This window comes from Lysinibacillus sp. RC46 (assembly GCF_041262385.1).
GTDB lineage: Bacteria > Bacillota > Bacilli > Bacillales_A > Planococcaceae > Lysinibacillus.
This window is the reverse complement of sequence record NZ_JBGCCF010000010.1, coordinates 1-26462: the sequence shown is the minus strand read 5'-3', so window position 1 is coordinate 26462 and position 26462 is coordinate 1. Positions and strand designations below refer to the sequence as shown.

The window sequence follows — 26462 nt, the reverse complement described above, 5'->3', positions numbered from 1 at the left end:
ATTAAAAAGCAGTATTAATGCTATACTATTTCGCATAAAACACAATTTGGTAGTATGCAACGATTTTAGTACTTAGAGAATGGCTTACAGGTTAAAATGAGGAAGGGATATTCATACAAATTCACTTATATCAAATTGTAAGGCCGAAAAGGTATTTATTAAAAAATGGTACACTGTCTGCTGAGAATTTTGAGCAGGTAGGTAAAATTGTTGAAGTAAGACTAAAACCTTTGTTTGTATAGGTTACAGAAATTTGTGAAAATCATTGGCTAATATGGAACATAGAAAGCGATAGCGTAATTTTGTATTATGCTATCGTTTTTACTTTGTCAAAATGAGTAAAGTAGATAATAGATTGTTGGGTGTAAAGAAAAATATAATTATAGAGCCATTCTACTAATATTCAAAGTGAAAGCAGAAATTGAATAGATTAATTAGTGGAAAACTTAAAGTATGTTTGATTTATGGGGGTATCTATAGTTATACCTATTTGTCAACGTCGAAAATGGTGGATCTATTGGATCGCTATAACAATCAATGGCTTAATGTTCCCAGGATGATACACACATTTACCTGAAAAAAAGACCCAAAAAACTATTGTTGAAAAACGAGCATTACTTTGAAGGAGTTTTACTATTGAGACAAGAAATGAGTTAACCAGTAGAAGGCATTTAATATTAAACAATGTACGAATTAAAGCAATCAGTCTATTGTGAATTTTTGTTGAATATAGCATTTACTGCCAACATATAAACTACACTCAATGCCAAAGTTGAAGAAATAACAAACTAACATCATAGAATTGGTAATACAGTTGGTTCTACTTTAACTACTGCAGACCTTTTCCGCTATTTTCTATTTTTTTTGTGAAAAAATAATTTTACAGTCCGATAGTATAAATACAAAGTAATTTATCTCACGGAGGGGTTTATTATGCGTATTGCTTCACAAAATACAGAAATGTCAGTTCAGAAAAACGTTGGGAATAACATAGCAACAACAGAAAAAAAGAATTCTGATACCCAATCTCAAGTTGCTATTATAGGAGAAAAAGTGGTTTCTAAAAATAAAGCGCAATTTGGTCTTGAAACATCTGAATTTCCAATTGATGAACTAAAGCAAGCAGTAAACACTGTGAATGAATTTCTAGAGGTGGATCATAGACGGTCAAAATTTGTGTTACATGAGGGGTTGGACAAATATTTTATTCAACTTGTCGATTCGGACACAGAAGAAGTGATTAAAGAAATTCCGCCTAAAGAATTATTAGATGCTTTTTATGAAATGCAGAAACAAGTAGGAATGATTGTAGACGAAAAAATTTAAATAATACATTGGAGGTTTTTCGTATGGTAAATCGAATTGGTGGTTTAGCGTCAGGAATGGATATTGATAGTCTTGTAGAAAAAATGATGAAGGCAGAAAAGGCGCCATTAAATAAACTTTATCAAAAAAAGCAGACTTATGAATGGCAACGTGACGCGTACCGAGATGTCAATAAGCAAATCAAAGCGTTTGATGATTTTTTATCAAAAGAAATGCTTTTACAAAAAGATATTTGGAAAAAGACTACAACAAGTAGTAATAATGCAATTTCTGCTACAGCAACAACGTCAAAAGATGGTGCTAGCTTAGATATTTCTTCAGTTTCACAACTAGCTACTTCAACAAGACGTGTAGGTAACATTGGTACAACATTATCAGGTGGCGGTGCTATCACGAAGTCCACTACTTTAGAAGACATCGGTGTCACTGGTGATCAGACTATTGAAATGAAAGTTCTTCAAAAAGACGGTACTTTTAAAGATGTTAATTTATCATTTAAACAAACAGATTCAATTGATAGTGTGATATCTAAATTAAATAATGGGACTGGACTTTCAGCATTTTATGATGAGCGGTCAGGTCAAATATCGATTACAACTGATGCAACAGGTACTGGTGGTAAGTTAGATTTAGAACAAGGTGGAACTACTCAAACTATTGAGGATGTAAACTTATATGTTACAAAAGATTCTGCTGGTATTTTTCAAAAACTTGGTTTTGGGGTAAATCCTGATTTGTCTCATTCAGGTGGAGTATCAAATCCAGCGAATGCTTTAAATACAGATGGACAAAATGCAAAATTAACTGTTAATGGAATTGACATTGAACGATCTTCTAATACATTCGATTTGAATGGTTTTACGGTTACTCTAAATGATACATATACGGGAACTAAGCCAATTAGCATTACAACTAAAACTGATTCAGACCATTTGTTTAATCAAATTAAAAAATTTGTAGACACATATAATGGTCTTGTAGAATCTTTAAATAATGTAACAAAGGAAAAAAAATATAGAGACTTTACACCATTAACAGATGAACAAAAAGCTGATATGGAAAAATCGGATATTGAAAAGTGGGAAGAAAAGGCGAAAAGTGGTATTCTTCGAAGTGATTCAATGATCCGAAGTGGTCTTTCTGCATTACGTAGCAATATGTACGAAAAAGGTGGTAGTACTAACGCTGAGCTAGATACATTGTATGAGTTGGGGATAACAACATCTAATGATTATACTGACGGTGGTAAATTAAAAATAGATGATGAGAAGTTACGTGCTGCAATTGCTAAAGATCCAGAGGCTGTTGTAAAAACATTTACCAATACAGTTACCGAAAATAATCCAGGAGAACCAGGGGTTGTTCAAAAGTTACGTTCTTCAATGAGTACATTTACTACTAACATTGAGAAAAAAGCTGGTAAAGCAACTATGACAGAACAAAACTACTCAATTGGTAAAAATTTATTAGATGTTGATAGTCGAATAAACACTTGGAAAGTTAAATTAGAGAATATTGAACAGCGTTACTGGAAACAATTTACAGCTATGGAGCAAGCGATCAATAAAGCGAACCAGCAATCTAGTATGTTCATGCAAGGTGCAGGTGGAGGCTTCTAATTAGTAAGGTAGGAGAATGATATGCAACAAATAGATCAACTATTGCAGGTGTCAGCTAACTTATTTAAACTTTTGGGCGACATTCCAAAAGGTGAAGAGCGCGATGAATATATTGATAATATTAACAATATGTTAGACAAGCGGGGAAAAATTATTGAAGATTTGGTTCAAGATAGCTTTCAATTCGACGAACAGAATCGGATTCATCGAACGTTACTTGAATTAGATAATGGGATAAAAGAACGATTGGCTACTGTCATGAGCGCCGTAAAGCAGGATATGGCAAACCTACAGAAAACAAAGAAAAGTGAAGGACAATACTTCGATCCCTACTCGAATGTTCGTGTAATGGATGGCATGTATTATGACAAAAAGAATTAACTTTTTATCCCCATTTAGCGTAGCAGAGGCCGATAGCTAAATGGAAGATAAAGCTCTGGCGGATGTAATGAATTTTGAATTGTGACCACATAATTCAAAATTCAGACCCAATTCCGTCGAGGCGTAATTGACCTATTAGCTTTTCTTCGTAAGATGGTTTAAACTAGTAAATAAGTAACCTTTCAAAGGAGTTGTCCTTTATTGGCAGCAAATCTAACAGCACAAAACGCGTACAAACAAAATAGTGTTACCACTGCTTCCCCTGGTGAGCTGACATTAATGCTTTATAATGGATGTTTAAAGTTCTTGCACAAAGCGAAACTAGCCATTCAAGAAAAGAATATTCAAGAAAAAAATACAAATCTTATCAAAGCACAAGCAATTATTAGCGAGCTGATGGCAACATTGAATATGGATATCGAAATATCAAAAAATATGCTTGCACTTTATGAATATATGAATCATCGTTTAGTCGAAGCAAATATTCAAAGTGATGTCGCTATCATTGAAGAAGTTGAGGGATTAGTGACGGAATTCCGTGATACATGGAAGGAAGTTATTCGCATCAATCGACAGCAGCAATACGGCCAGGGAAACGCTGGACAAATTTAGACAACATAGAGGCCATCGATTCAAGATGGTCTCTTTTCTTTGCAAGAAATACGAGACACGAACTTTATATCGTACAAAAGGGAAACATTTAATTAGTCGTAAAATAGGTCTTTATCCGGTAAAATATGTTACTTATTCCCTCTGGATGTAAAACATGCATCGTGTCATAATCAAGCTACATAGATGTTTAGAATAGTATTGAGGTGGGAAGATGATATTTAAGCGCCAAGAAGGCTTTCGATTTAAATTTGAGGAGCCTGTTAAAATGACTTTTGCCATTTATGAGGAAGGTAGAGTCGATCAAGCGCAAACGGCAATGGCTGATTTGCTTGATATTAGTCCACGAGGGTTAAAGATGTTTACTGAGGTGGATTTAGGTGTCAATCCTCGTCCTTTGGATTTACGCTTTATTCTGGATACAAGAGAGGTACGAGCTTATGGTGAAGTCATTTGGAGCCGTCCTTTTGGTAATGGTAAGCAGTATGGTGTGAATTTTAATAATCAAGAAGCGGTTGAGGATTTGATTGTCGAAGAGTTGAAACTACGCCGAAGAAGAGAAGCTGATGAGGCAAAACTAAATAGCATTAATTCATAAAGGAAGTATTCATCAGTGGGGGATGATTTTGTTCATCCCATATCTAACTTCTTTGCTTTCGCAAATGCTACACATTATTTCAGGAAAAAATTTTTTTGAAAAAAAGAATTATTTTAGAGGAATTTCGCACACTTGTGTAGAAGTATAAAGTATAGCAGTTATAAAGGAGGAGTTTACATGTTAAACTTTAACATTCGCGGTGAAAATATTGAGGTAACTCCAGCTATTCGAGAGTATGTTGAAAACAAAATCGAAAAAGTTGAACGTTATTTTAACGAAGATGTTAACGCCAATGCTAACGTAAATTTAAAGGTTTATAATGACAAGCAAACTAAAGTGGAAGTTACAATTCCAATGAAGAACTTAACTCTTCGTGCAGAAGAGCGTCATAATGATATGTATGCTGCGGTTGACTTAATCGTTGATAAATTAGAACGTCAAATCCGTAAGCATAAAACAAAGGTAAATCGTAAATTCCGTGAGCGCGAAGGTACAGGCCTTTATTTTGCTACTTCTCAAGCAGCCGCTGATGCAGTTACAGAGGAAGATGAATACTCAATTGTTCGTACAAAGCAATTTGATTTAAAACCGATGGATCAAGAAGAAGCTGTCTTACAAATGAATATGCTAGGGCATGATTTCTATATCTTCACAGATGCAGAATCAAACGGCACAAATATTGTCTACAAACGCAAAGACGGTAAATATGGCTTAATTGAAACAACTTAAATTTTAATATGCACAAGGGCTCTCGCGAAAAGCGGGAGCCTTTTTTATCTTCATTCAGTAGGAATTCTTACCTCAATTTTCACCGAACGCCTACTGAATGAAGATAAGCCTCTGGCAGATATCACGGATTTTGAATTGTGCTAGCACAATTCAAAATCCGGACGCAATCACGCCAAGGCGTAATTGATATGATTTCCTTTCATGCTAAGGACTCTGTTTGCATGAAACTGTTACACAATGGTAAAATGAAAGTTGAGACTATATAGGAAGTGAAAAAATTCATGGCAAACCTATTAAATAAATTATTTGATTTCAATAAACGTGAACTAAAAAAATTAGAAAAAATCGCTGACCAGGTTGAGGGATTCGCTTCTCAAATGGAACAGCTTTCAGATGATCAATTACAAGCGAAAACAGAAGAGTTTAAAAAACGCTATGCCGACGGAGAGCATTTAGACTCGATTCGTGCGGAAGCTTTTGCCGTTTGTCGAGAAGGGTCAAAGCGTGTGTTAGAGATGTACCCATTCCGTGTACAAATTATGGGTGCTGCTTCACTAGATGAAGGTAATATTGCGGAAATGAAAACCGGTGAAGGTAAAACGTTAACGGCTACAATGGCTGTTTACCTAAATGCTATTACTGGTAAAGGCGTACACGTTGTGACAGTCAACGAATATTTAGCGAGTCGTGACGCTGAGGAAATGGGACATTTGTATAATTTCTTAGGTTTAACGGTTGGTTTAAACTTGAACAGCTTATCAAAAGAAGAAAAACGTGCAGCCTATGAAGCTGATATTACGTATAGTACAAACAATGAGCTTGGCTTTGACTATTTACGTGATAATATGGTGCTTTATAAAGAAGAACGTGTACAACGTCCGCTACATTTTGCGGTAATCGATGAGGTTGACTCGATTTTAATTGATGAAGCGCGTACTCCATTAATTATTTCGGGTCAGGCTGGGAAATCAGCGCAGCTTTATAAACAGTCTAATGCGTTTGTTCGTATGTTAAGTGCGGAAACAGATTACACATATGAAGAATCTACAAAAGGTGTTACGTTAACAGATGCTGGTGTTGAAAAAGCAGAGAAAGCATTTGGCATTGATAACCTGTTTGATTTAACACATGTGCGTTTAAACCATGCGATTAACCAGTCGTTAAAGGCACATGTAAGTATGCATAATGATGTTGATTATGTTGTACAAGAGGGCGAAATCATTATTGTTGACGGCTTTACAGGTCGTTTAATGAAAGGTCGTCGTTACTCAGATGGACTGCATCAGGCAATTGAAGCTAAAGAGGGCGTAGAGATTCAAAATGAATCGATGACGATGGCGACAATTACGTTCCAAAACTACTTCCGTATGTATCTAAAGCTTTCGGGTATGACAGGTACTGCGAAAACAGAGGAAGAGGAATTCCGTAATATTTATAATATGAGTGTTGTGGCGATTCCTACGAATAAGCCGATTGCTCGTGATGACCGTCCGGACTTAATTTTTGCTTCGATGGAAGGGAAATATAAAGCGGTGGCGGCAGATATTGCAGAGCGCCATAGAGCTGGACAACCAGTTCTTGTCGGTACTGTTGCTATTGAAACATCTGAAATTATTTCGAATTTATTGGATAAACATAAAATCCCACATAACGTATTAAACGCGAAAAACCATGAGCGTGAAGCAGAAATTATTGCGAATGCTGGTACGCAGGGTGCAGTAACAATTGCTACGAACATGGCTGGTCGTGGTACGGACATTAAACCTGGAGAAGGTGTAATGGAGCTTGGCGGTTTAGCGGTAATTGGTACGGAGCGTCATGAATCTCGTCGTATCGATAATCAGCTACGTGGTCGTTCTGGTCGTCAAGGGAACCCGGGGATTACTCAATTCTATCTGTCACTAGAAGATGAATTAATGCGTCGTTTTGGCTCCGATAATATGAAGAACATGATGATGAAATTAGGGATGGATGATTCACAGCCACTACAATCTAAAGTTGTTTCAAGAGCAGTAGAATCAGCTCAAAAACGCGTTGAAGGTAATAACTTCGATGCTCGTAAACGTCTATTACAATATGATGATGTGTTACGTCAGCAACGTGAGATTATTTATAAAGAGCGTTACGACGTATTAGAAACAGAAAATATGCGTGTGCTTGTTGAGTCTATGATTCAAGAAACGATCGACAACGTTGTCGCATTGTATACGCAAGGTGAGCAAAAAGATTGGCATTTAAAAGCAATTGATGACTATGTTGCAGCAAACCTATTAGATGAAGGCGATTTGAAGGTGGAAGATTTCCAAGGTAAATCCGCAGAAGAGATTAACCAACTAATTTCTAACGCTGTCCAAACGCGTTATGATGAAAAAGAAGAACAGCTTACGCCAGAGCGTATGCGTGAATTTGAAAAGGTTATCTTATTACGTTCAATTGATACGAAGTGGATTGATCATATCGATGCTATGGATCAGCTACGTCAAGGTATCCATCTTCGTGCATATGGTCAAAATGACCCGCTTCGTGAGTATCAACAAGAGGGCTTTGCTATGTTTGAGGATATGGTCGCTTCCATTCGCGAAGATGTAGCAAAATATGCGATGAAGGCAGAAATCCATAATAATTTAGAGCGTGAGGAAGTTGCAAAAGGTCAAGCTGTTAATCCGAAAGAGGATGGCGGCTCAGCTCCGAAAAAGCAACCTGCTCGTAAGGCAGAAAATGTCGGGCGTAATGATTCATGTCCATGCGGAAGCGGTAAGAAATTTAAAAACTGCCATGGTGCAGCTCAATAATTTTTCGAAAAAGATCATTTTAACTTTATGTTAGAATGGTCTTTTTTCTATGTTTTAGGATGTTTTCACGATACTCATTCTGCTAGCTAAGACCATAGCAAATGTGCGAACAATCGTTAGTTAGTAAGTAGGAGGTTTTTCAATAAAGTTTAAATGAAATGAAATGACGGAAAATTCAGAAAAAAGATATATAATACTACAACAATAGGTAAATAGTTCAATAAAAAGGGTAATGTTTATAACTTTTTTCTGATTTATTATAAAGATGAATAGTTGGAAAGTTTCGTTGATTTGAACCTGATTTTTGAATAAAGGGGGTGATTCATGGGTGGATATAAAAAATCCTCGAGAAATGTTGTCATGGCCAGACCTTCCCGAGGAATTACATTGGATAAATACTATTTTAAGGAGGATTGACATGCATAATGATGACATTATGAGTAGTAAAACGATGCTGTATATACCGGAGTATGATGCCCATGGTAACTTGTGTACACGTGTAATAGAAAGGGATTACGAATATATATCAAAATTAGCGCCGACAAAATTAATGGATTATAATCTACGTTATTTTGGTTCTAGCTTAAGAGGGGCTTTCGATGGCTCGAGAATGATACTTGGAAAGTTGAATAAAAATCCAATTGTTGTTCATGAACAAAGTAATATTGTATGGTTTCCAAGTATGTCTTATTTACGACAGGAATGTATATGGTTTGCCGTTCATCATATTCAGGACTATCTAGCTGTCGATAAAAAGAATACAAAAGTAATTTTTATGAACGGCTATGAAACTAATGTAGATCTAAGTGTTAGAGCATTTGAAACCAGAATTCAAAGAGCTTATTTATTAAAATATAAACTGGAAAAACGAACAAAGAATTTATTAGTTCAATATGATCAAGGTAAAGTATTCCAACGAATGGCGAACGATGTTATCTTTGAGGATGAAGCTGAAAAAGACTGAAACGAATCCTCTGTATTGTAAAAAAGTATGTTTTCCGCCGTAAAAACGTTATAATAAAGAGATCGGGGCTTTAAAAATGAAGTATCAGTATTTTAAAATCATTTTATTTGCTGATTTTTAAACTTCTATCATACAAGTTTGCCCCCTTAATAATGTTCGGAGGATTTAACAATGATTGAATTAGCAGATGTACGTAACGCGTTAGACACTTCAGCCAAAAAATTGGCGGATTTTAGGGGGTCTCTTTGACTTAGAAAACAAAGAGGCACGCATTCAAGAATTAGATGAAATGATGCTTGAGCCAGCTTTCTGGGATGATCAGCAAGGGGCACAGGTAATCATTAATGAGAGCAATGGCTTAAAGGCAACAGTTAATGAGTATAAAGATTTATTGGAAACGTATGAGAACCTAGATATGACGCTAGAGCTATTGCGCGAAGAGCCTGATGAAGAATTGCAGGAGGAGCTAGGCAATGAATTAGTAGAATTCCAGCAAAAAATGGGCGATTTTGAGCTGCAATTACTATTAAGCGGTCCATACGATCAAAATAATGCGATTTTAGAGCTGCATCCAGGAGCAGGTGGTACGGAATCTCAGGATTGGGGCTCAATGCTACTTCGTATGTACACACGCTGGGCGGAAAAACGTGGCTTTAAAGTCGAAACAGTTGATTATCTTCCAGGCGATGAAGCAGGGATTAAATCTGTAACATTGTCCATTAAGGGTCATAATGCTTATGGCTATTTGCAAGCAGAAAAAGGTGTCCATCGTTTAGTACGTATTTCACCGTTTGACTCTTCTGGTCGTCGTCATACATCGTTCGTTTCTTGTGATGTTATGCCTGAATTCGATGACAATATTGAAATTGATATTCGTACAGAGGATTTAAAAATTGATACGTATCGTGCAACAGGTGCAGGTGGTCAGCACATTAATACAACAGATTCAGCTGTTCGTATTACGCACATTCCAACTGGTACTGTCGTACAATGTCAGGCAGAACGTTCACAGATTAAAAACCGTGAAAAAGCAATGACGATGTTAAAAGGGAAACTCTATCAATTAGAGATCGAAAAGCAGCAGGCACAGCTAGATGAAATCCGTGGTGAACAGAAGGAAATCGGCTGGGGTTCACAAATTCGTTCATATGTATTCCATCCATATTCAATGGTGAAAGATCATCGTACAAATGAAGAAACAGGTAATGTAGGAGCAGTGATGGATGGCGATGTAGATCCATTCATTAATGCATATTTACGTTCGAAAATCGGGTAATGAAAGCCCCTCAAAGGCACAATGAAACTGTGCTTTTGAGGGGTTTTTTAGTTTGATAGACCATTCAAATTAAAAAGGTGGATGATACGGAGTGTCTTGGCTAATCTCCTTACGTTCATTCATGTAATGTTTATAAAGCATCGATGCATTGACAAATTGCTTGCTAATCGAAGCATATTGAATAGGTAGCTCAATCTGTTTATCATTTTTCAGTGTAACGATACAACCCATTTTACTCGGTACAATATTCGAAATGGCGTGAAGTCCAATCCAAATATTGTGGATAGAGTTAGGAGAAAACGTTGGTAGGAAAATACAAGGATAACCATAATCATAAGCAACAACGATTGGAAGCTTATGTTGATTGCCGAAAAAGCGTTTGGCGGAATGTCTTGCTGCTTCATAGGTTGTTCCAAGTGAGATACAAGATTTTCGTAATATATGCATTGGTTTCCGTGTGACGATCAGCTCATTATGCTTATCAATTACCCTTGTGAAAATTTTAGAGTCATACTGCATTGGCTGAAGTAAATAGGTGTTGAAAGACATTAAATATCCATTGATGTAGTTTGATGACATCTATGTAAACCTCCTTTTTCTATTTGTTACTGAAGTGTAGAACACAAATTTAAATTCTGAAAATATAGATAAAAAGAGAAAACCGTTGATATATCAAGCGATTGTATAGAGAAATTGCTTGAAATTGTACGAGATTAATAGTAAATCGAAGTGATTTTCAGTTCTTAAGCATTGCATTTTAATTTCAATTTTCTTATAATTTAGAAAAGGATCGAGGTGAGATCGTTGGATAAATATTATTCGTATACAGATTTTCTGAAAGCCGTTGGTCAGTCTAAGAAAGTTGATGAGGCAGAGAAATTATTAAACGAGATTTATTTAGATTTATTTTTAAATCATATCCAGCGTATGCATCGTGAAGAGCAGCTCATGGTTCTGATAGATAGAGCACTCGATGAAAAAGATGAAAAGGCATTTCATCTATACGCAGCCGAACTAGTAATTTTACACCAAGATGCAAGTGAATAATATGACGAGCCCGCTCTCCACTTATTAGAGAGCGGGATTTTTTTGCTATTTTCGTTCTAGCTGATCAGATTTACCGTCAACCCGAGCAGATATCCGTTCCATCTGATCAGATTTACTGGCAACCGAGATCCCCTCTAAGTTAGGGCATTTACATTTACCCATCTCGATTAGCTAACATTTGGAAAGGGTAATCTATTTATAGATAGGTTGTAATTAGTACATACGTTCTATCGCGATCACCTTAAATATAGCATACGGAAAAATTTTTACAAACATTCGTTCGTTAAATGTTCGAAATTTTAATAATGCTATGCTAAAATATATGTATCAAATTGGTAGGAAAGGACGGGGACATGTGTGCAAACATTTGATTTACAAGCGCCATATACGCCTAATGGAGATCAGCCACAGGCAATTGCGGAATTAGTGGAGGGTGTCCATGCAGGTAAACGTCATCAAACGTTGCTCGGTGCAACAGGAACAGGAAAAACGTTTACGATTTCTAATGTCATTAAACAGGTAAAAAAACCGACGCTTATTATGGCACACAATAAAACATTAGCGGGTCAATTATATAGTGAATTTAAAGAGTTCTTCCCTAATAATGCAGTTGAATACTTTGTCAGCTACTATGATTACTTTCAGCCAGAGGCCTATGTACCGCAGACGGATACTTATATCGAGAAGGATTCAAGCATTAATGATGAAATTGATAAGTTGCGTCACTCTGCAACATCTTCATTATTCGAGCGTGATGATGTCATTATTATTGCATCCGTGTCCTGTATTTATGGTCTAGGTTCTCCAGAAGAATATCGTGAAATGGTCGTATCGGTACGGACTGGAATGGAAATTGAACGTAATCAGTTGCTTCGAAAATTGGTCGATGTACAGTATGAGCGTAATGATGTGAGTTTTACACGTGGTACGTTTCGGGTACGTGGCGATGTAGTGGAAATATTCCCTGCATCCCGAGACGAACAATGTATCCGCGTGGAATTTTTTGGGGACGAGATCGATCGAATTCGCGAAGTGGATGCGTTAACTGGTGAAATATTAGCGGATCGTGATCATGTAGCTATTTTCCCAGCATCCCACTTCGTTACGCGAGAAGAAAAAATGCGAAAAGCCATTGAAAATATTGAAAAAGAGTTGGAGGAGCGTCTAGCTCTTTTACGTGCAGAGGATAGATTATTGGAGGCACAGCGTTTAGAGCAACGTACTCGTTATGATTTAGAAATGATGGGTGAAATGGGCTTTTGCTCAGGTATCGAAAACTATTCGCGTCATTTAACATTGCGTGAAGCGGGGGCAACTCCATATACGCTACTTGATTATTTCCCTGATGATTTTTTACTTGTTGTCGATGAAAGTCACGTTACTTTGCCACAAGTTCGAGGGATGTATAACGGTGACCAAGCACGTAAAGGTGTGCTAGTTGAGCATGGTTTCCGTTTGCCATCAGCACTAGATAACCGCCCTTTACGTTTTGAAGAATATGAGAAACATATACATCAAGCTATTTATGTATCGGCAACACCTGGCCCGTATGAGCTTGAGCATACTCCGGAAATGGTGCAGCAAATTATTCGTCCAACTGGGCTGCTTGATCCACAAATTGAGGTACGTCCTATTGAAGGGCAAATTGATGATTTAATCGATGAGATTCAAGGTCGTATTGCTCGTAATGAACGAGTGCTCGTGACGACATTGACGAAAAAAATGTCAGAGGATTTATCAGCTTATTTGAAAGAAATGGGCTTAAAGGTGGAGTACTTGCATTCAGAGATTAAGACGCTAGAGCGAATTGAAATTATTCGCGAGCTGCGAAAAGGTACTTACGATGTTTTAATCGGCATTAACTTATTGCGAGAAGGGCTAGATATTCCTGAGGTTTCCCTTGTGGCGATTTTAGATGCTGATAAGGAAGGATTTTTACGTTCAGAGCGTTCATTAATTCAAACGATTGGACGTGCCGCGCGTAATGCCAATGGTCATGTCATTATGTACGCAGATAATATGACGGATTCGATGAAAAAGGCGATTGAGGAAACGAAGCGTCGTCGAACACTGCAAATGGCGTATAACGAAGAGCATGGCATAACACCGAAAACGATCGTTAAGAAAATTCCTGATGTTATTCGTGCGACACAGGTGGCAGAGGAAGAAGAATCCTATGTAACGAAGGCAACAAAAGGTAAGAAGCTGACGAAGGCGGAAAGAGATCAGTTACTTGCTACTTTAGAAGTAGAAATGAAGGAAGCGGCAAAAGCACTCGATTTCGAACGTGCTGCTGAGCTGCGCGATACAATATTTGAATTGAAGTTAGAAGGGTGAATGGCTTGTGAAAAATACTGAAATAGTCGTGCAGGGCGCACGAGCACATAATTTAAAAAATATTAATGTCACAATTCCACGTGATCAACTAGTCGTGCTAACAGGTTTATCAGGCTCAGGGAAATCATCATTAGCTTTCGATACGATTTATGCCGAGGGGCAACGTCGTTATGTAGAATCCCTTTCAGCCTATGCCCGTCAATTCCTTGGTCAAATGGATAAACCAGATGTTGATGCAATAGAGGGATTATCTCCTGCTATTTCAATCGATCAAAAAACGACGAGCCGTAACCCACGTTCTACAGTTGGGACAGTAACGGAAATCTATGATTATTTACGTTTGCTATTTGCGCGCATCGGGAAGCCTATTTGTCCGAATCATGGTATTGAAATTACGTCCCAAACGATTGAGCAAATGGTCGATCGTTTATTAACTTTTCCAGAAAGAACGAAAATGCAGTTGCTTGCTCCGATGGTATCAGGGCGTAAAGGAACGCACGTAAAGCTACTGGAAGATTTAAAAAAGCAAGGCTTTGTTCGGGTACGTATTGACGGTGATCTACGAGATTTAGATGATGCGATTGAACTTGATAAAAACAAAAAGCATTCAATCGAAGTAGTCATCGATCGTGTTGTGATGAAGGAAGGTGTCGCAGCACGTCTTAGTGATTCCTTAGAGACAGCATTACGTTTGGCAGACGGGCGCGTACTTGTTGATGTGATAGAGCATGAGGAATTATTATTTAGTGAGCATCATGCTTGTCCATTATGTGGATTTTCAATAGGTGAGCTAGAGCCTCGCATGTTTTCATTTAATAGTCCGTTTGGAGCTTGTCCGAGCTGTGATGGTTTAGGCTCGACACAAGAGGTAGATCTTGATTTAGTAGTGCCTGATTGGGATCGTAGTCTATTAGAGCATGCTATAGCACCGTGGGAACCAACAAGTTCTCAATATTACCCACAATTATTAAAGGCTGTGTGCGATCATTATGATATCCCAATGGACGTTCCAGTAAAGGATTTTCCGAAAGAAAAGATGGATAAAATATTATATGGTTCTGGTAAAGATAAAATCCATTTCCATTATGAAAATGAGTTTGGCAATGTGCGAGATCAAATGATTGAATTCGAAGGTGTTGTCCGTAATGTTGAACGACGTTTTAAGGAGACAACGTCTGATTATGTGCGTGAACAAATGGAAAAATATATGGCGCAGCAAGCATGTCCATCTTGTAAAGGCTATCGTTTAAAGCCTGAAACATTAGCTGTAAAACTAGCAGATAAACATATTGGTGAAGTTACACAGTATTCAATTCAGGAAGCTGATACATTTTTCAAAGAACTGGATTTATCAGAAAAGGATATGAAAATTGCTCGACTTGTTTTACGTGAAATTGAAGAACGACTGGGCTTCCTTGTCAATGTAGGGTTAGATTATTTAACGTTAAGTCGAGCAGCAGGGACGCTTTCAGGGGGAGAAGCTCAACGAATTCGCCTTGCGACACAAATCGGCTCGCGTTTAACTGGCGTTCTCTATATTTTAGACGAGCCATCAATCGGCTTGCATCAACGTGATAATGACCGTCTTATTAGTACACTGCAAAATATGCGTGATATAGGCAATACGCTAATTGTTGTCGAACACGATGAAGATACAATGCTGGCGGCTGATTACCTCATTGATGTTGGTCCTGGTGCAGGTGTGCATGGCGGTCAAATTGTAGCGGCAGGAACACCGCAGGAAGTAATGGAAAATGAAAAGTCATTGACGGGGCAATATTTAAGTGGCAAGAAGTTTATTCCATTGCCAATTGAGCGACGCAAACCGAATGGACGCAAATTATCGATTAAAGGTGCCAAGGAAAATAACCTTCGAAACGTGAAAGTTGATATACCACTTGGCTTATTCGTTGCCGTAACAGGGGTTTCTGGTTCAGGTAAATCGACGCTTATTAATGAAATTTTATATAAATCATTGGCTCAAAAGCTTAATCGTTCGAAAGTGAAGCCAGGAGAACATAAAGAAGTAACGGGGATGGAAGAGCTCGAAAAGGTTATTGATATTGACCAATCACCAATCGGTCGTACACCTCGCTCTAACCCTGCTACGTATACAGGCGTTTTCGATGATATTCGAGATGTTTTTGCAACAACAAATGAAGCAAAGGTACGTGGCTATAAAAAAGGTCGCTTTAGCTTCAACGTTAAGGGAGGCCGCTGTGAGGCTTGTCGTGGTGACGGTATAATAAAAATTGAAATGCATTTCCTACCAGATGTTTACGTGCCGTGTGAAGTCTGCCATGGAAAGCGTTATAACCGTGAAACGCTTGAAGTGAAATATAAAGATAAGAGCATTGCAGATATTTTAGATATGACGATTGAAAATGCAGTAGTATTCTTCGAAAATATTCCGAAAATCCAACGTAAGCTACAAACGATCGTGGATGTAGGATTAGGCTATATGAAATTAGGACAACCTGCTACAACTCTATCCGGTGGTGAGGCACAGCGTGTAAAATTAGCCTCTGAATTACACCGTCGTTCAACAGGTAAATCATTCTATATTTTAGATGAGCCGACAACTGGCTTACATGCGCATGATATTGCACGTTTACTCGTTGTTTTACAGCGTCTTGTAGAAAATGGCGATTCTGTGCTAGTCATCGAACATAATTTAGATGTCATCAAAACAGCAGACTACATTATCGATTTAGGGCCTGAAGGCGGAGACAAAGGTGGTACTATTGTGGCGACAGGTACACCGGAAGAAGTCGCTGAAGTAAGTGGCTCTTATACCGGGAAATATTTAAAACCGATATTAACAAGAGATCGTATGCGTATGGAAGCTGTTTTAACAAAGGCTTCTCAATAACTATAAAAAGTTCGCAAACTCCTTAATAGGGATTTGCGAACTTTTTTTACGTGCGTCCGGCAGGCGGATGTCGATAAAAATCGGAATTTGGAGGTGATAAAAGTTGAAGGTTTATCGATAAATTTCAAAAGTTGGGCGATAATACTTAAAAGTGTTCCGATATAATTCAAAAGTTGGATGACTTTACGTTAAAACGTATGTCATGTGGATAGTTGATTGGAGTGGAGGGTGGGCGACTCCTTGGAGATTAGCAATAGAGGAACGAAGGCTAAAATCATCACGTCCTGTGATAACGCCTTCGTGACCAACATCGGTGCTGCTGCCGCTACGTTAGCACTACGCTTTCGCGCAAAAAACATCTGTTGGCCCAAGCGGCTCATCGGACGCCCCCAGGAAGCTCTGCTCTGCGCGAAAGCGAAGCGTCAGCGGCAAATGTTTTATCTGTGCGAAAGCGAAGCGTCAGCAACAAAGCGCCCAGCCGGAACGGAAATCAACCCCACGCTTATGGTAATGAGCCTAAAAAAGATATATACCCATTATTTTCATTTATGGTGAAACTTTTCACAAAATGAATCGTATAAATAATATAACGAACTGAGGGAGGCTATTTTTATTATGCAAAATGAACGTCAACGAATTTTAGAACTTGTGGAAAAAGGAACAATTTCAGCGCAAGAGGCGATTACATTATTAGAAGCATTAGAGCAACCTAGCAAGTCCACTCAAAATGTTATGAATGATGTGGTGAATGAGGACCAGTATTCCTCAACAGAAAAAGAGCCAGTATTTAAAGATGACAGTCAAAACGATCAACAATCGCAAAAAGATGAAGATTTCTCTAAAAATTTCCAAGAAGAAATGCGAGATTTCCGTAAAGATTTAACACAAATTGGTTCACTCTTTATGGATATGATGAATACGGCAGTAAAAAAGGTCAAAGAATTTGATGTCACTTCTCCATTTGGTGATAAATTCGAGTTTACACATACGGAAGAAGTTTCAGCAGAACGTGTAGACAAAATAATTGCTGAATTACCGAATGGCAATTTTTCATTGGAAACTGCTGAAGGAGATAGCTTCCAAGTTATTTGCAAGGTAAAGGCACCTCTTGTTAATGGTGAAGAAGAAACGCGCGCTAACTTCCTAGAGCAATTCGTTGTCAAGGAAGATGGAGATTCACTACGAATTTTAAGTCAACTTAAGCTTGTTCAAGTAAATGTTAAAGTACTTGTTCCAAAGGATAAATTAGAAAAATTATCAGTACGTTTAATGAACGGTAGTGTTACTTTACAAGATACGGATATCGAGCGATTAAAAGTAAAAACATTAAACGGTGCGATTAAAGGCTCTAAGTTTAACTTTGGAAAGGCAGAAGTAGATTCGTCTAATGGTTCCATTGAATTAACAAATGTTCGTGGTAAAGATTTAGAGGCTGAAACATTGAATGGCCGTGTCTATTTAGATGGCGCATTGGATGAAGTTGAAGCAAAATCGGTTAATGGACATGTTGTTGTCACAACTTGCTCTACTAATTCATCGAAAATCAAAGCACAAACAGTCGCGGGAGCTGTTGAATTGTATGTACCACGTACAATATCGTTAAGCGGTAAAATTGTTACGAATTTTGGTAAAGTAGATGTCGGTATTCAAGACGCTTCAAAAATTGAATCACAGGATCAATTTTTATCAAAAGTAGTACGTTTTGATAAAGAAATAGAAAATGCTAATCGTTTATTTATCGAAGGTGAGTCTAAAACAGGTGCAGTATTAGTACGCTATACAACAACTGACGAGCAGCAAATTTAACAAATATAAAGCATTCAGGCTATGCAAAACAACATAGCTTGAATGCTTTTTTTTATGCTTGAAGATTCTAGAAAGCAGAAATCGACTTTCCTCAATTGGGCTCGATTTTTGTTTTCTTGTATGTCAAGTTTATGATATTTTTATGGCAATCAAATAACGAAATAACAGGAACTACCACGTAATGAAATGAAACTGTAATAATAAAGGGAGAAATAGAGTGCTATAATAGAGAACGAAATACCTCTTACATGGTAAGAGATTTAGGTGGTTTAAATATGATAGAAATGAAGAATGTGACAAAGAAGTACTCAAATGGCGTTGTTGCGACAAATGGGATTTCCGTTAACATAAAGCAAGGTGAATTTGTCTATGTTGTAGGTCCAAGTGGTGCAGGTAAATCTACATTTATTAAATTAATGTACCGTGAGGAAAAAGCTACTTCTGGAGATATCACTGTTAATGGCATAAATTTAGCAGAATTGAAAAATAAAAAGGTACCTTTTTTACGCCGTCAAATCGGTGTCGTTTTCCAAGACTTCAAACTGCTACCTCGTTTGAATGTTTATGAAAATGTAGCGTTTGCACTAGAAGTAATCGAGGAAGACCCAATAGAAATTCGCCGTCGGGTAATGGAAGTTTTAGAGCTCGTGGGGCTGAAGCAAAAGGTAAGAATGTTCCCTAATGAGCTTTCAGGTGGAGAACAGCAGCGTGTTTCGATTGCACGTTCTATTGTGAATGTGCCGAAGGTCGTTATTGCGGATGAACCTACTGGGAATCTAGACCCTGAGACATCTTGGGACATTATGAATTTATTCGAAGAAATTAATGCAAGAGGTACAACTATAGTAATGGCAACCCATAACCGTGAAATCGTAAATACGATTCGTCGTCGAGTAATTGCAATTGAAGGCGGAATGATTGTCCGTGATGAGCACGGAGGTGACTACGGCTATGAAATTTAATACAGTAAAACGTCACTTCCGAGAAAGTTTTAAGTCTCTTGGCCGTAATAGCTGGATGACTATTGCCTCAGTGAGTGCAGTAACAGTTACATTAATATTAGTAGGCGTATTCGCGCTTATTATGATGAATTTAAATAAAGTAGCATCTGATTTAGAGAACGATGTTGAAATTAAAGTGTTAATCGATGAAACAGCAGATAAAGCTGCTGAAAAAGCGCTCATGGAAAAAATAAAGAAATTACCAGATGTCGCAGAGATGAACTATTCGACAAAGGAAAATGAATTAACGAAATTAGTAAAAGATTTTGGGGACGATTTTAAACTATTCGAGCAAAGTAATCCATTACGTAATGTTATTTATGTGAAGGCTTCAGATCCTCAAAAAACAGCTACTGTTGCTAAAAAAATTGATAAATTTGAGTATACATATGACGTTATGTATGGTGAAGGCAAAGTAGAAAAACTATTTAATTTCTTAAATATTAGCCGCAACGTAGGGATAGTGCTTATTTGTGGATTATTATTTACAGCAATTTTCTTAATTTCTAATACGATTCGAATTACTATTATTGCACGTCGTGATGAAATAGAAATTATGAAACTTGTCGGAGCAACGAATTCTTTCGTGCGTATCCCATTTTTATTAGAAGGAATGTGGCTCGGAATTTTAGGTTCTATTATTCCGATTGCGGTCATCGCAACCCTTTACCACAATGTATATAAAATTATTGCGCCTCGATTAAAAGGCGAACTTGTTCAAGTACTGGATTTCTCACCTCTTGTGTACCAAGTAAGCGGTCTACTATTACTCATCGGTGTACTAATTGGTATTTGGGGAAGTTTCATGTCAGTACGTAAGTTTTTAAAAATCTAGCTTTCGTTAGGCTTCGCACTAAGTTGTGTTAGCAGGAATGACAATCAACCAAAATTAATAGTCGAAAAGGAGTTCAACCGGTGAAAAGTATGGCGAAAAACTCATTGAAAACACTTGCTGCAGCATCTGCACTATTTCTTTTTATCCAAACTCCATCAGCGTATGCAACTAGTTTATCGGATTTAAAAGATGAAAAAAAACAAATTGAATCAAAAAAAGATGGCTTAAATTCATCCATCAATAATAAAACAAATGCTATTTCTGAAAATGATAACAAGCAAGAAAAATTATTAGATCAAATTAAAACATTAAATGCTGAAATCGACAAAACTAACGGTACTATCAAAAATGTATGGGCAGATATTCAATCTACAAATGAAGAGATAAAAACTTTAGAAGATTCTATTGCGGAGCTTCTGCACAAAATTGAAGAGCGTGATTTATTGTTAGAGGATCGTGCTCGTGCCATTCAGGCGGGTGGTTCCGTTAGCTATTTAGACGTACTACTTAGTTCTAATAGCTTCGTAGATTTTATCGACCGATTCTCTGCGGTCAATGCATTACTTGAAGCGGATCGACAAATTATCCAGGATCAAAAAGAGGATAAGCAAAAATTAGAGGAACAAAAGCAAGTCTTAGAAGGAAAACGCCAAAAACTCGAAGATAAAAAAGCTGAGCTTGATCGTTTGAAAGCATCATTGGATGGACAGAAAGCTGAGAAAAATAAAGTAATTGATCAATTAGAAAAAGAACAAGAAAAGCTGAAGTCAGAAAAGGTATTGCTTGAAAAAGAATATTCTGAGGCTCTTGAGATTAGCGCGGAATTACAACAAAAAATCATTGATGAGCAAAATCGATTAGCTGAAGTTGCTCGTCAACAAGAAGCGAAACGTAAGGCAGCAGCCGCAGCCGCAGCCAAGGCCAATGCATCTAATTCGAGCAATAGTGGTGGTGGATCTGGATCATCAACAGTCAATGCCCCACAATCGAATGGTACTTGGGTTAAACCAACAAATGGTCGTTTAACATCAACTTATGGCTGGCGTGAATTTGGCGGTTCAGAGTTCCATTATGGAATCGATCTTGCAAATAGTATAGGTACTCCAGTATGGGCTGCTGCTGACGGTGTTGTTTCCTATGCTGCGCCACTTAGCACATATGGTAATTGTGTCATCGTTACACATTCTATCAACGGTCAAATTTACACGACAGTGTATGCACACTTAAATTCCTTTAACGTTAGTGTTGGCACAGAAGTATCCCAAGGTCAACAAATTGCTGCCATGGGTAATACAGGACGTGTAACAGGACCGCACTTGCACTTTGAAGTGCACATCGGCCCTTGGCGAGGACAAGCAGTCGGAAGTGACAATCCACTAAAATATATTCCAATTTAAAAACTTAAAAAGCTATACATTAGGATTCTTCTAATGTATAGCTTTTTTTAATTTCCATTAAGTTTCTATTAAATCAAGATGAAAGCGAATGTTTGAAAAGACTAGTTAAGATTGCATAGTGTCATAAACTGAGAAGAATTGGCAGGTAGTTAGCACGAAACGTTGGGGGATCTTCGCGTGTGTGCTTAGAAATAATAAAGAAGGATAGAAACGGCAAAGTGATGGATAAAACCATCAAAACTGTGGATAGAACCTGCGGAATGATGGATAGAACCATCATAACTGTGGATAGAACCATCAAAAAGATGGATAGAACTATCGAAACTGCGGATAGAATAGGCGAAGTGATGGATAAAACGTAAATAACGTTTTTGGAAAGCGATATAATATGCTCATCTCAATTTTTGACGTTAAAAATATATTCATCTGTAGAACCTGAGCTTTTTTAGCAGATGCATTATTTGGAAGCCTCTTTCCTAGTGTGTCATCATTTTATGTAATATATTTGTAGTATGAATACCTAAATGGGTACTTCAATAGAATTTTTCATAAAGAGTCTATTCTTTGCATGTTTCAGGGAGATTTTTTGAACACAGTGTGAAATGACAGTTCATATAAAGATAATATGCTATGCTGTAGCTATCTGGAGGATTTATTAGATGAATAATACAGAATGGTTTTCTATTCGGGCACTAACATTACCAGCAACAAATGTCGCTCTTCTTGCGGCCTTTTTCATTGTATGGCTAGTTTTACGGGTGCAATTTCCGAAGAAATGGGCGGGGGTATATGGTGACGCGATCTTTACCTTTATTATCGTTTGGAAATTTAGCATAATTGTCACTGATCTTAAAGCTGTTATCGCTCAACCATTTGCGCTCCTTTATTTTAATGGTGGGACAATTGGTGTCTTTTTAGGAGTAATGGCAGCATCATTACAGCTTTGGTGGAAGCGGCAACAATTTCAGTTTGACGCAACTGGAGTGGCTGCCTGTAGTTGGGCAATCATTTTAACGCAATCGATATATCAATGGCTTGTAGTGTTACTAAATGATAATCAACTCACTAGCGAAGTGATAACTTTACTTGTACTAAGTATACTAACAGTCCTCATATTATGGAAAATAACAGCTATCAATCGTGCTTTATTTTTATATACGATTGGTTTTATGATTGTTGCTCTCTTTCAGCCGTATGGTTTATGGCAACCGGCTGTAGGTGTGAGCGTCATATTACTAATATTAGGTATAGTGATTCAGCGTTTTGCTGGCACATCTAAATGATATGGTTCAAAAATGAAGTACTGAATTATTGGGAGGTAAGGAATGAAAAAAAATATTGGGCTACTTATCGTCGTGTTATTAGTAGCTGTGATGATTGGTACATATGTTAAACAGCAGATTGATAAGGATCGTGAAATTGAAACAACTTCTCTTGGAAAAGAAATGGATGAACGAAAAATTGGTTTAAGCAATGGAGATACGCCACCGGATTTTACTTTAACAAGTTTAGATGGTAAAAACGTGACTTTGAGTGAGCTTCGTGGAAAAAAAGTTGTGTTAAACTTTTGGGCAACATGGTGTCCACCGTGTAAGGCAGAAATGCCACATATGCAAAATTATTATGAACAATATGCTAAAAAAGATAATGTAGAAATAATAGCTGTCAATTTAACAACTCAAGAACGGGATGTTACAGCTGACGCAAAAGTAGACTCTGTGATGACATTTAGAGATAGCTTTGATTTAACATTCCCTATTTTACTTGATCAAGACCCGAAAAACTCAATCGGCATTGCCTATCAAATAATAACGATTCCTACAACCTATTTTATTGATTCAAATGGATATATTCAACGTGCTATTAAAGGGCCAATGAATGCAGAAATGTTAAAAAAATATGTAGATGCATTAGATTAATCAAATCAAAGAATCTGCTCGTTTTCTTGAAGAAACGAAGCAGATTTTTTATTTGTTTATAAAGCGTCCACGATTCGTGATGGAAACCCGCGGTAGGGATAAATACTAACGATTGTCGATAGAATACCTGCGCTAGAAATCAAATACTCCCGATACGCAATAGAATACTCTTGAAACAAAAATCATAGTATTCAACAAATTATTTTGAAGTTTAATCTTGTATGTTTGAAAAATAAACTTCATACAGTAGAAGAGACGGAGGAGGGAAGGTTTGCGCAAAATAATGGCTGGTGTCGGCGTACTTGCTAGTAGTCTATTGCTAGGTAGTGGAGTTTATTTTGACTGGTTTAATTTAGGGGATAAAAAGGAGCCGGTCGTTGCAGAGGTTGATTCGATTAATGAAGCGTTGAATTTAATTGAGGAAAAATCTGTATACAGTACGAAAAAAGATGCATTGGTGGAGGGAGCACTTCGTGGTATGGCAGATGCTATAAAGGACCCTTACAGCACCTATTATTCGAAGGAAGAGGCGGAACAGCACCGACAAATGTTAGCCGAAGAAAGAGTAGGCATTGGGATTGAGCTATCTGAAAATAACGGAAAATTTATTGTTGTATCTCCAGTTCGTTCATCCCCGGCAGATAAGGCAGGAATGCGCTCTCTCGATGAAATTGTACAAGTTGATGGCGTTCGGGTAGATGGAAAAACGATGAGTGAATTAATGCATTTAATTCAAGGGGAGAAGGGGACGAAAGTAACTATTGTCGTCTATCGTCCAAGTGAAGATAAACATATTAAAATGACGATGGAACGAGCTGCAATTTCTAATAAAACAGTAACGAGCGAAGTAGTGAACGTAGAAAATGCTCCGATAGGTTATGTGGAAATCTCACTTTTTGGTGAGAAAACGGCAAATGAGTGGGTTGCCGAAACGAGTAAATTGCTTCGACAAGATATAAAAGGGTTAGTAATTGATGTGCGGGATAATCCGGGTGGTTATTTACATAGCGTCGCAGCGCTACTGAGCACAGTATTGGAGAAAGGCAAAGTGTTTGCTTATATGCAAAATGCTGAAGGTGCTATGGAACCATTAAAAACGGAATCAAAAAGCTTTGATGAAAAGTATTTACAGACCATGTACAAGATGCCGATAGTTGTTTTACAGAATGCGGGCAGTGCATCTGCTAGTGAAGTACTTAGTGGCGCATTAAAAAGCTGGGGACGTGCCTCCCTTGTTGGTGTCAAGAGTTTCGGAAAGGGAACAGTACAGGAGTCTTGGTCGCTGAAAAATGGTGGAGAGCTTAAATTGTCCACAAATAAATGGCTGACACCAAAGCGCGAATGGATTCATGGGCAAGGTATTGAGGCTAATTTAGTGGTTGAACCAAATGAATTATTTGCTTTCCAAATGCACCCGCTATCAGGGAAATTTAAAGAGGGCGATATGAGTGAAGAAATTGCTTATACGCAAAATGCTTTGAAAAAGCTAGGTTTTAAAATTGCTCGTTTAGACGGTTACTTGGATGAATCGACGGAGGAGGCTGTTAAGCTTTATCGGGAGGATAAGAAATTGAAAAAAGCAGAAGATAATTATAATATAGACACTACCTTCTTTAATAGCTTAAACGAAACGTTGAAAAAATATAAAGAGGACCGTCAAAATGATTTACAGTTCCAAATGGCGACAAGCTTTTTATTGCACAATATTGAAGGAGAATAAAAAAGGATTTTTTTGTTGATATTTTGATTTTGTATTCCCGTATATAGCTGACTGTAGCGGAGGGCTATTGTGCTTCTGTCGCAGAGTGAAGCTTTTCACAGAAAGTGAGTAGCCCGTTGTAGCTATATAATTGATATTAGCCTTGATATAGGAACATATCTAAAGAGCATGTTTTGAAAAAATGGATCAAAGCATGCTCGTATTTAATTTTAAAACCCTTGTTCACTAAAGCCCTCATTAGCTTAATAAGGAAATGTAAAAATGATTTTCTTATGACTCTTATAGGGGTGGTAATATCGTGTTTGCAGCATTCGATTGAGTCGGAATTTGAATTCAAATGTCATTAGAGCTTAATCCTTATTCTTTATCGCAAAATTCATATGCTTCTTTAAGATACATCTTTTCTTTTCCACAATTCAATTGGTTTCTAATAAACAATGTACTTCCCATTTAATCACTTTAATTAAGTAGAAATCTTTTTATTATATTCCCCTTATTGAACTAAACTGAATTTTAGATAACAATAAAACATTAAATTCACTTAGATTGTGAGTCTAATATTAAATTGTTTTCTTAATCATATTTAATAGGTAGTTTCTCAATGAAATGAAAAACTATCGATTTTTTTAGAAAAAGTGTTGACCTTTTTGAATTAAGAGTGTAATATTATACAAGTCGTTAAGACAGCTGTTGAAAAACGAATAACTTAAAGGCAATTAGTTATTGACATCTAGCAAACGACATGATATTATATAAGAGTTGCTGTTGAGAAACGGCAACGAAATGAACCTTGAAAACTGAACAAGCAAAACGTAATCAATAAAGTTTTTAGTAGCTAACCTTGAGTTGGTGAACGAAACAAAATTTTGGACATCAAACATGATGCCAGCAAAACAATTTGAGCTAATCAAATTTCTTTTTATGGAGAGTTTGATCCTGGCTCAGGACGAACGCTGGCGGCGTGCCTAATACATGCAAGTCGAGCGAACAGAAAAGGAGCTTGCTCCTTTGACGTTAGCGGCGGACGGGTGAGTAACACGTGGGCAACCTACCTTATAGTTTGGGATAACTCCGGGAAACCGGGGCTAATACCGAATAATCTATTTCACTTCATGGTGAAATACTGAAAGACGGTTTCGGCTGTCGCTATAAGATGGGCCCGCGGCGCATTAGCTAGTTGGTGAGGTAACGGCTCACCAAGGCGACGATGCGTAGCCGACCTGAGAGGGTGATC

At 37.4% G+C, this 26462-nt stretch carries 22 protein-coding genes and 1 rRNA gene; 22 read left to right on the top strand and 1 reads right to left on the bottom strand.

The genetic code is table 11. The features are described from left to right. The first annotated feature begins 933 nt into the window (after positions 1-933). From ABH966_RS11065 to prfB, 9 genes are all read left to right on the top strand, one after another. The gene (locus ABH966_RS11065; RefSeq protein ID WP_370078325.1) at positions 934-1326 is read left to right on the top strand and encodes a flagellar protein FlaG; all 393 of its coding nucleotides are present in this window, start codon (positions 934-936) and stop codon (positions 1324-1326) included. Between the two features lie 23 nt (positions 1327-1349). After that, positions 1350-2945 (top strand): flagellar hook-associated protein 2, encoded by a 1596-nt coding sequence (locus ABH966_RS11060; RefSeq protein WP_370078323.1) that lies wholly within the window; start codon positions 1350-1352, stop codon positions 2943-2945. 21 nt (positions 2946-2966) lie between these two features. Next, complete coding sequence (gene fliT / locus ABH966_RS11055; RefSeq protein ID WP_370078321.1) at positions 2967-3326, top strand: flagellar protein FliT; 360 nt, start codon at positions 2967-2969, stop codon at positions 3324-3326. A 201-nt stretch (positions 3327-3527) separates the two neighbouring features. Next, the gene (gene fliS / locus ABH966_RS11050) at positions 3528-3938 is read left to right on the top strand and encodes a flagellar export chaperone FliS (protein WP_370078319.1); all 411 of its coding nucleotides are present in this window, start codon (positions 3528-3530) and stop codon (positions 3936-3938) included. 211 nt (positions 3939-4149) lie between these two features. Further along, positions 4150-4533, top strand: a complete 384-nt coding sequence (locus tag ABH966_RS11045; protein ID WP_370078317.1) for a PilZ domain-containing protein — start codon at positions 4150-4152, stop codon at positions 4531-4533. Between the two features lie 177 nt (positions 4534-4710). Then, a complete protein-coding gene (gene hpf / locus ABH966_RS11040; protein ID WP_370078315.1) occupies positions 4711-5262 on the top strand; it encodes a ribosome hibernation-promoting factor, HPF/YfiA family in 552 nt (183 codons plus the stop codon). A 281-nt stretch (positions 5263-5543) separates the two neighbouring features. After that, positions 5544-8054 carry a preprotein translocase subunit SecA gene (gene secA / locus ABH966_RS11035; protein WP_370078313.1) on the top strand — a complete coding sequence of 837 codons (2511 nt, stop codon included), beginning with the start codon at positions 5544-5546 and terminating at the stop codon, positions 8052-8054. Between the two features lie 418 nt (positions 8055-8472). Then, positions 8473-9018, top strand: a complete 546-nt coding sequence (locus ABH966_RS11030) for a competence protein ComK (protein WP_370078311.1) — start codon at positions 8473-8475, stop codon at positions 9016-9018. 171 nt (positions 9019-9189) lie between these two features. Then, positions 9190-10294 (top strand): peptide chain release factor 2 gene (gene prfB, locus ABH966_RS11025; RefSeq protein WP_370078309.1). Its coding sequence is split into 2 segments (ribosomal slippage): positions 9190-9264 and positions 9266-10294, totalling 1104 coding nucleotides; the frame shifts between segments, so codons are not numbered across the junction. A 69-nt stretch (positions 10295-10363) separates the two neighbouring features. On the opposite strand, the gene ABH966_RS11020 is transcribed toward prfB, so the two are convergent. Continuing rightward, a complete protein-coding gene (locus ABH966_RS11020; RefSeq protein WP_370078307.1) occupies positions 10364-10873 on the bottom strand; it encodes a competence protein ComK in 510 nt (169 codons plus the stop codon). Positions 10874-11098: 225 nt separating this feature from the next. On the opposite strand from ABH966_RS11020, the gene ABH966_RS11015 reads away from it, so the two are divergent. The 13 genes from ABH966_RS11015 to ABH966_RS10955 all read left to right on the top strand — a co-directional run. Continuing rightward, on the top strand, positions 11099-11341 hold the full coding sequence (locus ABH966_RS11015) for an IDEAL domain-containing protein (protein ID WP_370078485.1): 243 nt from the start codon (positions 11099-11101) through the stop codon (positions 11339-11341). 357 nt (positions 11342-11698) lie between these two features. Beyond that, positions 11699-13678 (top strand): excinuclease ABC subunit UvrB, encoded by a 1980-nt coding sequence (gene uvrB, locus ABH966_RS11010; protein WP_370078305.1) that lies wholly within the window; start codon positions 11699-11701, stop codon positions 13676-13678. A gap of 7 nt (positions 13679-13685) precedes the next feature. Beyond that, a complete protein-coding gene (gene uvrA / locus ABH966_RS11005) occupies positions 13686-16550 on the top strand; it encodes an excinuclease ABC subunit UvrA (protein WP_370078303.1) in 2865 nt (954 codons plus the stop codon). Positions 16551-16790: 240 nt separating this feature from the next. Beyond that, on the top strand, positions 16791-17105 hold the full coding sequence (locus ABH966_RS11000; RefSeq protein WP_370078301.1) for a hypothetical protein: 315 nt from the start codon (positions 16791-16793) through the stop codon (positions 17103-17105). A gap of 60 nt (positions 17106-17165) precedes the next feature. Next, complete coding sequence (locus tag ABH966_RS10995; RefSeq protein WP_370078299.1) at positions 17166-18356, top strand: DUF4097 family beta strand repeat-containing protein; 1191 nt, start codon at positions 17166-17168, stop codon at positions 18354-18356. Positions 18357-18631: 275 nt separating this feature from the next. Further along, a complete protein-coding gene (ftsE, locus tag ABH966_RS10990) occupies positions 18632-19318 on the top strand; it encodes a cell division ATP-binding protein FtsE (RefSeq protein WP_370078297.1) in 687 nt (228 codons plus the stop codon). After that, positions 19308-20192, top strand: coding sequence for a permease-like cell division protein FtsX (ftsX, locus tag ABH966_RS10985; protein ID WP_370078295.1), 885 nt, complete (start codon positions 19308-19310; stop codon positions 20190-20192). Before ftsE ends, ftsX begins: the two co-directional genes overlap by 11 nt. Before the next feature lie 80 nt (positions 20193-20272). Further along, positions 20273-21589 (top strand): murein hydrolase activator EnvC family protein, encoded by a 1317-nt coding sequence (locus ABH966_RS10980; protein WP_370078293.1) that lies wholly within the window; start codon positions 20273-20275, stop codon positions 21587-21589. 179 nt (positions 21590-21768) lie between these two features. Further along, positions 21769-21951, top strand: coding sequence for a hypothetical protein (locus ABH966_RS10975; RefSeq protein ID WP_370078291.1), 183 nt, complete (start codon positions 21769-21771; stop codon positions 21949-21951). A 297-nt stretch (positions 21952-22248) separates the two neighbouring features. Next, a complete protein-coding gene (locus tag ABH966_RS10970; RefSeq protein ID WP_370078289.1) occupies positions 22249-22872 on the top strand; it encodes a hypothetical protein in 624 nt (207 codons plus the stop codon). A gap of 42 nt (positions 22873-22914) precedes the next feature. Beyond that, the gene (locus ABH966_RS10965; protein WP_370078287.1) at positions 22915-23508 is read left to right on the top strand and encodes a redoxin domain-containing protein; all 594 of its coding nucleotides are present in this window, start codon (positions 22915-22917) and stop codon (positions 23506-23508) included. Positions 23509-23779: 271 nt separating this feature from the next. Continuing rightward, on the top strand, positions 23780-25228 hold the full coding sequence (locus ABH966_RS10960; protein ID WP_370078285.1) for a S41 family peptidase: 1449 nt from the start codon (positions 23780-23782) through the stop codon (positions 25226-25228). 918 nt (positions 25229-26146) lie between these two features. Then, positions 26147-26462: ribosomal RNA gene (locus tag ABH966_RS10955) — 16S ribosomal RNA — on the top strand; the annotation flags it as partial.